At 39.5% G+C, this 13203-nt stretch carries 14 protein-coding genes, 1 tRNA gene and 1 pseudogene; 3 read left to right on the plus strand and 13 right to left on the minus strand.

Going from position 1 to position 13203, the window contains the following annotated elements; genetic code table 11:
* The first annotated feature begins 38 nt into the window (after positions 1-38).
* Both folD and AOM43_RS01415 read left to right on the plus strand, forming a co-directional pair.
* Positions 39-920 (plus strand): bifunctional methylenetetrahydrofolate dehydrogenase/methenyltetrahydrofolate cyclohydrolase FolD, encoded by an 882-nt coding sequence (folD, locus tag AOM43_RS01410; RefSeq protein ID WP_006339945.1) that lies wholly within the window; start codon positions 39-41, stop codon positions 918-920.
* Positions 917-1945 carry an FAD:protein FMN transferase gene (locus tag AOM43_RS01415; RefSeq protein WP_013924637.1) on the plus strand — a complete coding sequence of 343 codons (1029 nt, stop codon included), beginning with the start codon at positions 917-919 and terminating at the stop codon, positions 1943-1945. The genes folD and AOM43_RS01415 overlap by 4 nt, the downstream gene beginning before the upstream one ends.
* Here the strand turns inward: AOM43_RS01415 and AOM43_RS01420 are convergent.
* The 6 genes from AOM43_RS01420 to AOM43_RS01445 form a co-directional block, all read right to left on the minus strand.
* A complete protein-coding gene (locus AOM43_RS01420; RefSeq protein WP_013924636.1) occupies positions 1925-2428 on the minus strand; it encodes a SycD/LcrH family type III secretion system chaperone in 504 nt (167 codons plus the stop codon). The genes AOM43_RS01415 and AOM43_RS01420 overlap by 21 nt on opposite strands.
* Positions 2429-2600: 172 nt before the next feature.
* Positions 2601-3515: a site-specific tyrosine recombinase XerD gene (xerD, locus tag AOM43_RS01425; RefSeq protein WP_059358726.1), complete on the minus strand. Its 915-nt coding sequence runs from the start codon at positions 3513-3515 to the stop codon at positions 2601-2603.
* Positions 3512-4027 (minus strand): hypothetical protein, encoded by a 516-nt coding sequence (locus tag AOM43_RS01430; RefSeq protein ID WP_226987353.1) that lies wholly within the window; start codon positions 4025-4027, stop codon positions 3512-3514. Before AOM43_RS01430 ends, xerD begins: the two co-directional genes overlap by 4 nt.
* 4 nt (positions 4028-4031) lie before the next feature.
* Positions 4032-5654, minus strand: coding sequence for a glucose-6-phosphate isomerase (locus AOM43_RS01435; protein ID WP_006339956.1), 1623 nt, complete (start codon positions 5652-5654; stop codon positions 4032-4034).
* Between the two features lie 787 nt (positions 5655-6441).
* On the minus strand, positions 6442-6855 hold the full coding sequence (locus tag AOM43_RS01440) for a hypothetical protein (protein ID WP_013924633.1): 414 nt from the start codon (positions 6853-6855) through the stop codon (positions 6442-6444).
* A gap of 151 nt (positions 6856-7006) precedes the next feature.
* On the minus strand, positions 7007-7222 hold the full coding sequence (locus AOM43_RS01445) for a hypothetical protein (RefSeq protein ID WP_059358728.1): 216 nt from the start codon (positions 7220-7222) through the stop codon (positions 7007-7009).
* Between the two features lie 137 nt (positions 7223-7359).
* Here AOM43_RS01445 and AOM43_RS12900 point away from each other — a divergent pair.
* Positions 7360-7610: pseudogene (locus AOM43_RS12900) on the plus strand (IS256 family transposase); the annotation flags it as partial.
* A 68-nt stretch (positions 7611-7678) separates the two neighbouring features.
* Here the strand turns inward: AOM43_RS12900 and AOM43_RS01455 are convergent.
* From AOM43_RS01455 to AOM43_RS01485, 7 genes are all read right to left on the minus strand, one after another.
* Entirely contained in the window at positions 7679-8557 is an 879-nt protein-coding gene (locus tag AOM43_RS01455; RefSeq protein WP_059358730.1) for a hypothetical protein, read from the minus strand.
* Between the two features lie 296 nt (positions 8558-8853).
* Positions 8854-9897 carry a hypothetical protein gene (locus AOM43_RS01460; protein ID WP_059358731.1) on the minus strand — a complete coding sequence of 348 codons (1044 nt, stop codon included), beginning with the start codon at positions 9895-9897 and terminating at the stop codon, positions 8854-8856.
* An 11-nt stretch (positions 9898-9908) separates the two neighbouring features.
* On the minus strand, positions 9909-10613 hold the full coding sequence (gene trmB / locus AOM43_RS01465; protein ID WP_006341818.1) for a tRNA (guanine(46)-N(7))-methyltransferase TrmB: 705 nt from the start codon (positions 10611-10613) through the stop codon (positions 9909-9911).
* A 56-nt stretch (positions 10614-10669) separates the two neighbouring features.
* Positions 10670-11506 (minus strand): 16S rRNA (cytidine(1402)-2'-O)-methyltransferase, encoded by an 837-nt coding sequence (gene rsmI / locus AOM43_RS01470; protein WP_059358732.1) that lies wholly within the window; start codon positions 11504-11506, stop codon positions 10670-10672.
* A gap of 23 nt (positions 11507-11529) precedes the next feature.
* Positions 11530-11601: transfer RNA gene (locus AOM43_RS01475), tRNA-Cys, on the minus strand.
* 101 nt (positions 11602-11702) lie between these two features.
* A complete protein-coding gene (locus AOM43_RS01480; RefSeq protein WP_059358733.1) occupies positions 11703-12842 on the minus strand; it encodes an acyl-CoA desaturase in 1140 nt (379 codons plus the stop codon).
* An 85-nt stretch (positions 12843-12927) separates the two neighbouring features.
* Positions 12928-13113, minus strand: coding sequence for a hypothetical protein (locus tag AOM43_RS01485; protein WP_226987354.1), 186 nt, complete (start codon positions 13111-13113; stop codon positions 12928-12930).
* Positions 13114-13203 lie beyond the last annotated feature (90 nt).

Here is a 13203-nt window from a genome sequence, read left to right on the forward strand (position 1 = left end):
TTCTCGTTTAGCTATTTTTTTATTCAAAAGGAGAGGATATGATCATTGATGGTGTTAAAATTGCAACAGAAATTCAGCAAGAGCTTTGCGACTATATCAAACATTTACATGGTCGTCCCCCCTCTTTACATGTTGTCATCGTGGGGCACCATCCTCCCTCCGAAATTTATGTTAAACGAAAAACGGAAGCCTGTTTTAAAACCGGTATTCAGTCTCAAACACATCGATTCCCTTCTGAAATTACCGAAAGTGAGCTTTTATCTCATATTCAACGATTAAATGCTGAGCCTGAAATAGATGGCATTTTGGTCCAACTTCCTCTTCCTGAACATATCCATTCCAGTCGAATTACCCAGGCTATTGCTCCAGATAAAGATGTGGATGGATTTCACATGATGAATTTAGGGAAGTTACTCATTGGAGATACTACAGGATTTGTTCCTTGTACACCTCTTGGTATCCAAACCCTACTGATAAGGTCCTCTATTGAAACTTCCGGAAAACATGTCGTTATCCTCGGAAGAAGCCAAATTGTTGGAAAACCGATGGCTGCACTTTTGATGCAAAATACCCCTCAAGCTAATGCTACAGTTACTGTAGCCCATAGCCAAACGAAACATTTAAAATCGATCTGTCAATCAGCGGACATTTTAATTGCGGCAATGGGTAAACCTCGTTTTGTGACTGCAGATATGGTGAAGGAAGGAAGCGTCGTGATCGATGTGGGAATTAATCGTATTTCAGCTTCTCATTTACCTAAAGGATATGAAATCGTTGGAGATGTGGATTTTGAACATGTGCAGCCAAAGAGTGCATTTATTACACCTGTTCCTGGTGGTGTGGGCCCGATGACAATTGCAATGCTGCTCAGCAATACACTCAAAAGCTACTGTCTGAGAGAAGGACTGTTTTTAAAATGAGACTTTGGATCGTGATCCTCTTGTTCTGCTTGAATGCCTGTCAAAAGCAACCTTCCCTCTATCAATTTACAGGTAACGCCATGACCATGGATTACCGAGTCTTGATTGGGCACCCCCTTTCAACTAGCGAACAAGAGCAAATTGAAGCCACCATTTTTACTGTATTCCAAGAGGTGAATTTAACCTATAACAAATGGAATCCCTCTTCAGAGCTTAGCAAACTTAATCAACTTCCTGCCTATGTTCACACACCCATATCAGCTGCACTTAGTCAATTTTTGCAAAAAACAGCAGAAATTGTCCAAATGAGCCAGGGTAAATTTGATCCGACCATTGAAACCATCCAAAGTGTTTGGAAAACACATTTAGCCGAAGGAAAAACCCCTTCACCCGAGGCCATTCTTGCGGCACAAGCAAGCACAGGATGGAAAAAGATTCACTTTGAAAATCAAGTCTTTTGGAAAGAACACGATGACACCCAATTAGATTTAGGGGGAATCGCTAAGGGGCTATGCGTAGATCTGCTTGTCGAGAAGTTAAATGCGCTTGACTATAGCAATGTATACGTTGAATGGGGAGGAGAGATTCGCGTGAGTGGACAACATCCAGAAAATAGACCATGGCGTATTTATATCTGCGATTGCAAAAACCCAGAAGTCACACATGCTATAGCCATTGTCGATCTTATTAATCAAGCAATTGCCACAAGTGGAGATTATCGACAAAATTGGACAATTGAATGTAAAAAAGAGAAAACAACTTATTTTCATATCATTGATCCTGCTACAGGATCGCCTCTTGTTTCGCAAAAAAATACCATTGCGAGTGCAAGTGTGCGTGCTCCCACATGTGCCTATGCAGATGGTCTTGCAACGATCGCCATGCTGTTTCCAGATTTAGAAACAGCTAAACAATGGGCTCAAGAACTGGAGCGGGAGAATCCTCAGCTTCATTTTTGGCTATTGACGACAGACGGCTCTTCTTACATGACAAATCGAGAACACTCATCCATGCTTCAGCAATAGATCTCGCGCTGCTTTTGCCTGTTCTTTAAGAGAGGCATATTCTGCCAAATCATCTGCATAATCAATCGCAAGTTGTAATGCTTCAAGAGCACTTTTACGATCATGCACCGCAAATAAACATTTGGCCAAATAAAAATAGGGGACTGGACTGTCTAAGCGATTAATCGCAGCCATTTCATAAGCGTCAATCGCTGCTTCCCAGTGCCCACTCAGTTGGGTTGCCATCCCTAATCCCAACCAATAGTCGTGATTATGGGGATTTAAAGTGGCTAGAAAAAGAAATGCATTAGCTGCATCCACGTAGCGCTTTCTTTCAAACAAATAATAGGCAGCCTGATAAAATTTCGCCATGGTTTCGTCAGAAAATTCCATGATTTCCTGAGCTGTCTTTCCCGCAGCTATCTGCTTTTTTAACCAGGCTTTATCTTTCAGTTTCTGCTTCACTTTTTTGGAAAGCGTGAATTCACTGAAGCGATCATCCATAAATATCTCAAAATCCTTAAGATCAAATGACACAAAACCCAGGCACCTTGCATGTCGTTAGCGCATACAACCTAAAATTCAGATATGCTACCCTTACCCTCTTAATAGCGAATCAGTCGGTTGCTGTAAAAGAAATTTTGCTTAAAAATTTAAAACACTGGGAATTAAGGAGTTACTTCCATTTTGGATGAAAGCGATGAAAAGCCTCTTGTAAGTGGGCGCTACTCACTCGCGTATACCGATCTGTACTGCTAATATTCGCATGGCCTAGCAAATCTTGAATAACTCGCAAATCGGCCCCATTATTAAGCAAATGGGTGGCGAAAGAATGGCGTAACGTATGCGGAGAAATAGTCTTTGTAATACCCGCCTGCTGGGCGTATTCTTTGATCGACCGCCAAATGGAAATCCGATCCATCGACTTTCCTCTTAAGGTGACAAATAGAGATTGCTCTTTTTCACTATCCCATTGCCATCGGTAGAGCGACAAATACTGATCCACCGCCATAAGCGCTTGGCTACCAATCGGAACAATCCGTTCTTTACTTCCCTTTCCATACACACGTATGTATTGGTCATCTATAGAATAGATCGTCAAAGTACACACCTCTGAAACTCGCAAACCCGATCCATAAAGAAGCTCAAATATCGCGCGATCTCGTACACCTTTTGCAGTCTTATTGTCGGGCTGGTTCATCAGAAGGTCGACTTCCTCGATATCTAGAATATCGGGAAGTAGCTGCCAAAGCTTGGGACTTTCCAATAGCATGCTAGGGTCCTGCTCGATGGTGCCTTCCCTTTTTAAAAATCCAAAAAAAACTTTTAAAGAGACCAACGTTCGCGAAATGGTGGATGTTGCGTAATCAGCGGATTTTAAAGAACCTAAAAATGCAATCAAATGTTCAGGTTCTACAGCCTGGTAGCGACGTACTTCCTGTTGCCACGCATAATTCGCAAAGTTTTGAACATCACGCATATACGCTTCAATGGTATTAGAAGAAAGCCCCTTTTCAGAACGTATGAAAACGAGAAAATCTTTAATTTCTCGAAAAAAAAGTGCTTTTAATGTCGATTCTTCTGGATTCATGAACGCAGTTTATTTGATAGCTTAGACTGTAAATCAAGAACCTTTTCTTTTTCTAAATGGACCTTTCGAATGGGAAATGTTTCTTCTGAAAGAGGATCTTCATATAAGTTTACCTCTTGCCCATTCTTTTCGTGAAAACAGTGACGTAGGACAAGCTTTCTCTTTCGAATAAGCCATAACGCTAAAATGAAAGCCTCTTCCTCTTCCCCACTGGTTTTGGCTGCAGCCTTAAAAAGCTCCATCGCTTTTTCTTCATAAGTAATTAAAGGAGTCGCCCCTTTCAAAGGATGCTTAGGAACTTTTGCTTTCCAGTAAGCTGCATTATCATCAGAGATTTTACCTTCCCTTTCCCAACAACTCAGACAATAGTCCTTGCGTTGAAACTCGCCCATTTCAGCTGTTTCGACTAGAACGGAACAATATTCCATTCCAGGCGTAAACGGTTCTTGCCCGAGTAAGCACACGGCATGACGTTTAGGGACTTCAATCAGAAAAAGAAATTTAATAGCCATAAAATCAATTAAACGCATCTAGATGTTTTAGAAAAGCTTCCCCAAGAGGATAAGACTGTTTCGGTGTTTTAGTCGACTCTTTTTTAGCTGCAAAGCACTCGATGATCTGATTAGCTAATACTTTTCCGAGTTGCACACCTTCCTGGTCAAAAGAATTAATGTTCCAGATGAACCCTTGAAAAGCCACTTTATGTTCGTAATAACTCAGTAAAGCTCCTAGAGAATGAGGATTCAGAGCTTTTCCAAGTAAGATGTGAGAGGGTGTATTCCCAGGAAAAACTTTATTCGGATTTTCGTTATTTTGTCCTAAAGCTAATCCTAAAGCCTGTGCAAATAAATTAGACAACAGTTTCTCGTGAGAAGAAGTTCCTTTAAACGCAAAATCTTCCATTTGCCCCTCTTTAAAACCAATAAATTCTAATGGAATGGTGGAAGTGCCTTGATGGATGAGTTGAAAGAAAGAATGTTGAGCGCTTGTTCCTGGCTCTCCCCAAATAACAGGACAGGTTTGAAAATCAACAGGAATGCCATTGCGATCGACTCTTTTGCCATTGGATTCCATTTCAACTTGCTGGATATGTGCTGAAAAACGGGAAAGAGGCTGAGCGTAAGGGATAAGCGCCATTGTAGGATAATTCAGAAAATTGTGATTCCAAATGGCAAATAAAGCTCCTAACAAAGGCAGGTTATTGCTGAGATCTTTGCTGAGCGCCACTTTATCCATAGCATTTGCCCCACGCAATAATTCCCAATATGCATCAAATCCGAACATGAAGGAAAGAAGCACGCCTCCTCCCATGGAGGTAGCTGAATAGCGTCCGCCGATCCAATCCCACATATGGAAAGATTCTAGGTATTTTTTTGGATCATTTAAAGGACTTCCCGGAATAGTGACAGAGATAAAGTGCTCTTCCGATTTGATCCCTTGCTTTTGGAAACGTGCACGTACAAGCTCCTCGTTGGTCAATGTTTCAAGTGTTGTTCCTGATTTAGAAACAACTAAAACTAAACTCTTTTTTAAATCCACATCGCGCAAAGCAATTGAGGCGTCATCTGGATCTATATTACAGATAAAATGGATATGGCGATCTTTTTTCTGCAAATATTGCAATGCTAAGTAAAGAGCTTTTGGGCCTAAATCTGATCCCCCAATTCCGATCACAATTAAATCTGTAAAACGATTCTCTTTGTCCAGTTTCTCCATGAATAGCTTCAGCTTATCAACTTCTTTGCGAGCTAGAGCCGCGGCTTCGGCAGCACGCACCCCTTTTTGGGGATCTTCAAAGAAATCTCGCGTCGCAGTATGCAAAGCAGAACGATTTTCAGAGGGATAGCCTTCAATTTTATTCACAATCTCCCCTGATTGCATTTTTTGCATCTCTTCCAATACTTTTCTTTCTTGAGCGAGTTCAAAGAGTGTATGTATCGTTTCTTCGGTGACTTTTTCGGTTCCATATAAAAACTTGTAACCAGCGGCTTCTGCACAGAATTTAGACAACCTTGTCGGAGTTAAAACACCTTCTTTACGTAGATCTAGAGGGTCTTCTGCAAGCTTTTTTAAACGATTGACACTTCCTAATTGATTAAAAGGTAGCTTGTGAATGGTTTGTGGATTTGCAGACACCATGATAAATGCTCCGATTTAGTAAAGATGGATGTATCATTTACCATGCGGATTCAGTGTATTTTGATCAAGAAAGAACATTCAGCTCTCTCAAAGATGTTTCTGGTTCGACTCTCTAGCTAAGCACCACATTCTTGGCAACATGCAGATTAAGGCATTAGCAAAAGAAAATGAATGGATGACTGATTGAAGCGACTCTTGAGCCTGCAAATGAACATCTTGATCGATGGTCTCCCAGGCATAAAAGGATCGCAATATTTGAACCTATTATTCAGAAAATTTCGAAATATGAACAGTCTCGCATGGCTTATGCTTTTGTGCAATTGATTCGAGTTAACCCGCCCCTATAATGCGTCATTACTCCTTAAAATGTTAGATTGGCTTTCCATCTCGTATTCCATAAAATGCCGTATCATATGTTGAGCTTTAGGCTCTAGCTTTTGAGCACATGTTCTAGTAAGAAGCCAAGAAATCCCACAAACAGCTATCCAAACAAAAGCAAGAGTTGGATCAAAATTGAAAACTAAACTAGCCACTGAACAGATCAAACCGACCACAGTTCCAACTTTACTTGTTTCCCTCAAGAAAGTAGAAGCATCAGCCAACTGGAGCTATCGCTATTTGAAATTCATTTTGAGCAGGTAGCCCTCTCGATTGTTTTTCATAATCGGATAAATTAAGCATCTTAAATTCTTCATTTGTACTAACAAATAGGTCTTCTAAATTTTTGTAACTACAGCAAAAAAAGTTAAACGGTTCAATATTAACCGTTTAACTAACGGGTGAATCGTCATGTTTTTTTCAACACATCAGATTCAACTTCTTTTGATATCTCTAAGATACGCCAATAAACACGATTTACGAATCCAGAATTTGCGTGTTTTTGCATTTGAATCATTTGTTCTAAAGTATAAACAACAAATACCTGAACCTCTACCTGAACCTTTAACAATCGTTCAGCAAAAGCAACTAAATGGCTGCCTGCAGGAAGATTTGGATAACAACGTGGAGTTCCATCCTTACAAAAACACTCAGCAACTTTATCACTAGATGAAATTTTATTTGCTACACCAAGTTGCTCAGCTGTTCCAATTATAAGTGCATCGGGTGCTTTTGCTTGACGACGAAGATTTAGGAAATGTTGCTGTAAATTACATTTGACTATTGGATCTAATGCTTCGAATCTTTCTAATACCAAAGTCATAGTTTTGCTCCTTTAATATAAAACTTTAATAATAATTGTGCACTAGTTTGTAATGGCCCTCCATTTCTACCATCAAAGTTCATTAAATTCCAACAGCATTTTTAACTATAAATGCCTTGTCATCTTATCCATAGTGGTTGAATGGTTTAGGTTATATGATTGGCTCACTGTTCTCACAATTGTCCAAGACTTGCTTGATTTGCGACTGCCAACGTATGTTGATCCGCAAATTCACCATCCCATTCAGAAGAACTTCTTTATCTAGTTTTTCTGCTAACGCCATTTTATGTTCTTTATTTTTGAAGGTAATTATAACTTCGACTTCGTAATCGACAATATACCAAGAACCAGATAGCCAATTAGTCATTATGTCCCTTTTGATTTTAGTTCTACGATTATCTAAAGAATGAAAAGAGATATGATCAAAGGTTGTGTATGAGATGAAAAAAAAAGAGCGCATCCTTAAAATGTTTTTTATCACAAAAACTAAATGGGAATGCGCTCATGGAAAATTTTCGCTTTTCTTTAGAAAAAAATGCCATCAACAAATGAACAAAAATAATTCTCTCGAAGAAATTTTTCGAAAAGGAGCTCAAAAATTGTTACAGCAAGCTATTGAATTTGAAGTATAAGAGTATCTTGAGCTTTACAAACAGTCGAAGGAATCTACCCATCAATCTCCAGCAGTAAGAAATGGTTACTTACCAGAAAAACATATTCAAACAGGACTTGACCCAGTTGTCATTATAGTACCCATGTTTAGCTTACAACATGCACATCAATAATCTTTTAAAGCAAATTAGCAATTATATTTTTCTGTCTTTCATATATCTTTCAAGGCTGCCTCAACATTTTCCAGGGCTCTTGTCTTTCCCCATAGAGGTCCCATTCCTTCGAAACAAGATAAATTAAAAAAATTAGATCTTGCGATATTAAGTACTTCACGAAGAGATAGTGATTTTGGATATCCCACTTCTTGGATTTTAGCATCAAGCATTGAATTGTTCGAATAAAGATCAATCTTTACAAGATGGTCTTGCTCAATCTTTGCTTTGAATTGGAAGGTACAATCAGCAGGTTTTTCGAGTTGATATTTGCATAGCACAGCCTGACATAATCGTGTAAGGGCTTGATTAATCTCCTCCACTTTTTCTTGAGAAGTTCTCTGTGAAGCTGAACTTGATGCAAGTCTATCACGCTCTACCAAAACAACTTTTTCAACAGTTTTGTATATCTTCCATGCCTCTAAAGGTGTAGTATTTAAAATAGTTTCTATTGTGAAATAGTCCTGTCCAAACCTTTTTATAAGCTCTCTGTCTAGAGAATATTTATGATAATACCCTGCTTCTCGCCCATCAGTTCCACCATGCCAGTCCCCCATCCCATCCGGAGTTGCTGGAGTCGATTCTATCGCGTCTTCCCATTCGGGAATTCGCGCATGAATCATTTCACTGATTGTTGAAAATTTCATCTTTTTAACAGCACAAGAGTCAACCGTGATCAAAAAAAATTTCTTGCTTTGTTTATGATCCGTTTCTTCCAAATTGTGTTTAATTAATACCGCTTCATAGAGACGCTGAAGCGCTTGATGTATTTTTGACCCCTTATGGACCTTATGCTGTTCGCACCTGGACAAAACAGTCGCCTCAATTTGTTGGTATAATTCCCAAGGTTGTTTATCTGTTGAGATTGAACTTGTCATATATATAAACCTTTTATAACGTTTGAAGCAGAGAAATATCAACTTTTTAAAAAAGATGCAAGCGCAATGCGAATTGTATGGAAACTTTAACTGCTGAGACAGGCCGAAGAAGGTTCAAAATCATGACGAATTATTAGCGAAACTGGCTGACATTTTTAGAGTATTCAAACCTTGGCTTCAACCATCGGTTGCTGCAAGCAATTGAAAGAGAGCGAATGGAGAAACGGGAGAAAGAGGAGTTTTGAAAGAGGATGATGACAGACTTGTCTAATCCATTGCATGCAGAGCTACCATTTCTAGCTATGCAACGCTTTCCACTCTTCAAATGAAAGCTCGTCAGGTATCCCTAAACGATTTCCTAGGGAAACAACTTGTCCTCCTGCAGCACAAAATCCCATGAGCTTGCGCTTTCCTTCTCCGCTCAAACAATCAGGCAATACGAAGAGCATATCCAACTCGTCCCATTCATGGGTCATGTTATGCTCAGAAATCATCCGGAAAGGATGACCTTGCGCATTTAAAAGCTCTACAGCTTTGCTTAATTGTTGAAAATGAATAGGTTGACTATGCTTTAACACGGGCAAGCAGACGGCCATCTTTTCTTTTTCTGGACTGGTGGGATAATGAAAGGCTTCCCCATCCCAGCTCATCATCGGATTTCCAATGCGCGATCCTCGAACACCTAATTCAAAACGAGGAAAACGATCTTTTAACAATAGCTGCATTTGCAGACCAGGACATTGAACAGATGTCGCATCCATTAAAAGGAAAAGGGGCAGAACTTGAGACATGTGCCCCGCTAATAAGTCCACATAGTCTGCAGCCAAATCGCGACAAAAGAGCGCTCGTAAAGAATTGAGAGTACCGTGTAAAGGATCGACCTCTACAAATGAATGAACGGCTATGCCAGTATCTTGCTCCAACTTTTCAACGTCACCGTACAGATCTTGTAACCAGTTTTGAAAATGTGCGATATGTTCAGCTTCCCATGGAAAATTTTGACTAAAATCAGCATTCCCCTGGTAAAGACAAAGCCCGAGACTATGCGCATGAAATTCTGTCCAAGGGCCTTGCAAAAAATGCTCTAAAGATAAACCGAGTGATAAAAACTGTGTTTTATGAGATATGGGTTTTAAAAGCGCAGAAAACAAACCTAGTTTAATTTCCCAAAGAATAGAAAATCCATTTTCAATACATTGAGATGCCCATTCCTTCTCTTTCTTCCAATCTAAATTCCCTTTGACAGTTCCATCCAATGAGATCAAAACAGCTTGATATCCTGCAGGAATCTCAGAAAAAAGGACCATGGGTTTGTAAATTTTAATTTGTTGATTTTCCATATCTTTCCACTTTAAAACGAGCAGGCTTCCTCCATGATCTTTTTCTGAAACTGGTGATAACGGATGATACGCCCCTGCTCTTTCCACAATTGTTCAAAATAAGAGCTTCCATAGTTTTGCACGTCTTCACTATAGTAAGGTGCGGGGAAATAAGAGCTAAAATCTACGGAACCATTGACAACTTCAATCATCTGAGCAGAATATTCTAGTGAATCTGTCACAAGTGTTAAAGAGCCTGATGGCTTTAAAATGCGCGCGATTTGCTGTACAAATATAGGTTGAATGATGCGATTTTTGGCATGCCGTTTTTTGGGCCAAGGATCAGGAAAATTAACGTAAACAGCTTCCACGCTTTCTTGCGGAAAAAACCGTTCTGTTGTGAGTAATCCTTCACCACTAATCACAATAAGATTGGGAAGTTGCAGGTTTTTAATCTTTGACCAAATTTTTCGAACACGTTCGAATTTCTTTTCGACCGCGACCCAGTTAATAGACGGATTTTCGGCCGCCTTTTCGGCAATCCATGTTCCATTCCCACTGCAGTATTCCACATACACAGGAGATGAATTGCCAAACAACGCAGGATCTTCCCAACCAGGGAAACGAAACGGATCGGATTCTGATAGCCCTTTTAAAGGGATATACCACACGCGATCTTGAATCAAAACTTTACGCTCCCCTTCACGAAAAGGAGATTTTAAATCTTCAGGCTTCATTTTTTAAACTCTAACAAAATAAAAGAGATAAATCATATCGCATGATTATTTATGACTCAATCGATAATTTCTCTATCAGAAAGACAGAGTCGATATAGATCACGCTTAGGAATACCACGCATTTCAGCTGCTAGCTTGATGGCTTCTTTTTTAGATAGGCTATATTGAGTTTCTAGAAATTGGACGTGTTCTTGAGGAGACATCTGCTCCCACTGCTGAGTATCGTCTGCTGCTTCTCCCTTAATCATCACAACAACTTCCCCTTTCAGAGGATGCGATTCCCAATGCGTGATTAAATCTTGAGCTGTGCCTCGTCGAATTTCTTCAAACTTCTTGGTCAACTCACGTGCCACTACCAGATAGCGAGTAGGGGCTAAAAGATGCATGGTTTGGAGAAAATCTAAAAGCCGGTGGGGAGATTCATAGCAAACAGTGGTTCCCTCGTATTGGAGAATCTTTTGCAATGCTCTTTTCAATTCTTGTGCTTTCCGTGGTAAAAAACCACAAAATTGAAAGAGATCGGTAGGTAAACCGGAACATGCTAACGCTGTTATCGCCGCACAAGGTCCTGGAATGGAAATGACTTCAATCCCTTCTTCAACACATTTTTCAACTAAGCGATTACCTGGATCGGAGATTGAGGGAGTTCCAGCATCTGAAATCATCGCCATTTTAACGCCTTCTTGCAAAGCCCTTAAAACTTCTTGCTCTTGCGCCGATTCATTAAATTTGTGAAAACTTTTAAGGGGCTTTTGAATTTCATAGTGCTTAAGTAAAATGGAGCTTTGACGTGTATCTTCACACAGAATCAAATCACACTCTTTAAGCAAGCGCAAAGCGCGAAGCGTGATATCTTCTAAATTTCCAATGGGAGTTGCAATAAGATAAAGCATAAGGGAATACTTGAGGAAAGAAAAGGTGGCACCCAGATTCGAACTGGGGAATGGAAGCTTTGCAGGCTTCTGCCTTACCACTTGGCCATGCCACCGTTTGTAAATACCAGGTTATACCTGACTTTGTGCGATCCAGTCAAGTGATTTCAGAAAAAAAAGAAAGAAAGTTCCAAATTCCGAGTTAGACTAAAAAAAATTATATCTCAATTGGTTTTAAATGTGTGATGCATGAACACAAGTTTTTCCAAGCTCTCCAATCTTCCTGCATGCGCTGGTGCAAACACTTCATCTCGTTTTGTAAATCATTTAAGAGTTCGCGACAAGATGGTGTAGTTTCCTTAATCTTTAAGTACTGCCCTTTCAACTGGTTTAAAACTCGGATATCGGTTTCGATTCGATCGGATATTTCATGAATCTTTGCCTCAATCTCTTCTCGTTTGACATACCACAACTCTTTGACTTGCTCGAGAAGAAGGTTTTTCTTTTCCCGAATCATCCGCTTTTGAATGGTAAAGGAATCGACAGTTTTTAACTCATGTGTGAGACCTAAAAAACTGAGACCTTTAATTAACCACTTTGTAGGATCAAAGTGATACCATCGAATGCCATTTCTGTAATCATGTGCAAAGACATGATGATAATTATGGTATCCCTCTCCAAAAGTCAATAAAGCTAAAATGTAATTGTTAACCGCCGATTGCTCTTGGCAAAACGGCTTGTCTCCCCATGTATGGGCAAGAGAATTAATGAACCAAGTAAAATGGTGTAATAAGAAAAAGCGAATCCACCAAGCAACAAAAAACGCCCCCCAAAAATCCTCTAATAACCATCCAACTAAAAGAAAAACCAAAATATTGCTTCCAAACATTAAAGCTGGATAAAAGTGATGTTGGAACATCACCAATTTATTTCGAATAAGATCTGGAACAACTTTTGGATCAATTTCTTTCTGTTTGTGCAGCATCCAAAAAAAATGTGCATACCAAAATCCCTTATTGATGGAATAAGGATCTTCATCTGTATCTACGTACGCATGATGCCGACGATGGTCAAAAGCCCACCGTAAAGCACTTCCCTGGCCTGCCATTGTTCCAAAAAACAACATGAGGGCTTCTAAAGTTTTTCCTGTTCGAAATGAGCGATGAGAATAAAAACGGTGATATCCACCTGTAATGCTCAGCCCTGTTAAATAAAGCAAAACAAATGAAACCGCAATCATCGCCAACGAAGGAAGCATGAAATAGAAATAAAAGGGAAGGCTTGCAAGCAATAAAATTTGATAGGAAATCAGAAATCCTGCAATCGGCAAACTGAAAGTTTTTTTAGTATGGGACATTATCTGCTCATATTTTGATTAATTTAAAATTGATTCTAAATGAAAGCATTAATTTTATCAACCATTCATAACCCACTTATTTTAACTACAATAGATAGCAATCCACTGAATCTTCGCTGCAAAAGCTTGAAGAATTTGTGTGTAAAACAAAAAATTCTTCAATTTCTGGGACCACGCTCCCATTATATTCTGAAAATCCAAACTTATCTTTGAGCACTTCTTGATCCGCATTGAGCACGGGTTCATACTGAGTGAGGCGGCAGCTTTTCACTGAAAAATTCAAAAAATCGCTAGAATTTTTCTCCAAATGCAGTCTCAATAAAAGTGCACAATCAGGCATTTGAGAAATTAACAGCACAAT

Origin of the sequence: Parachlamydia acanthamoebae (genome assembly GCF_000875975.1) — a bacterium.
Lineage (GTDB): Bacteria > Chlamydiota > Chlamydiia > Chlamydiales > Parachlamydiaceae > Parachlamydia > Parachlamydia acanthamoebae.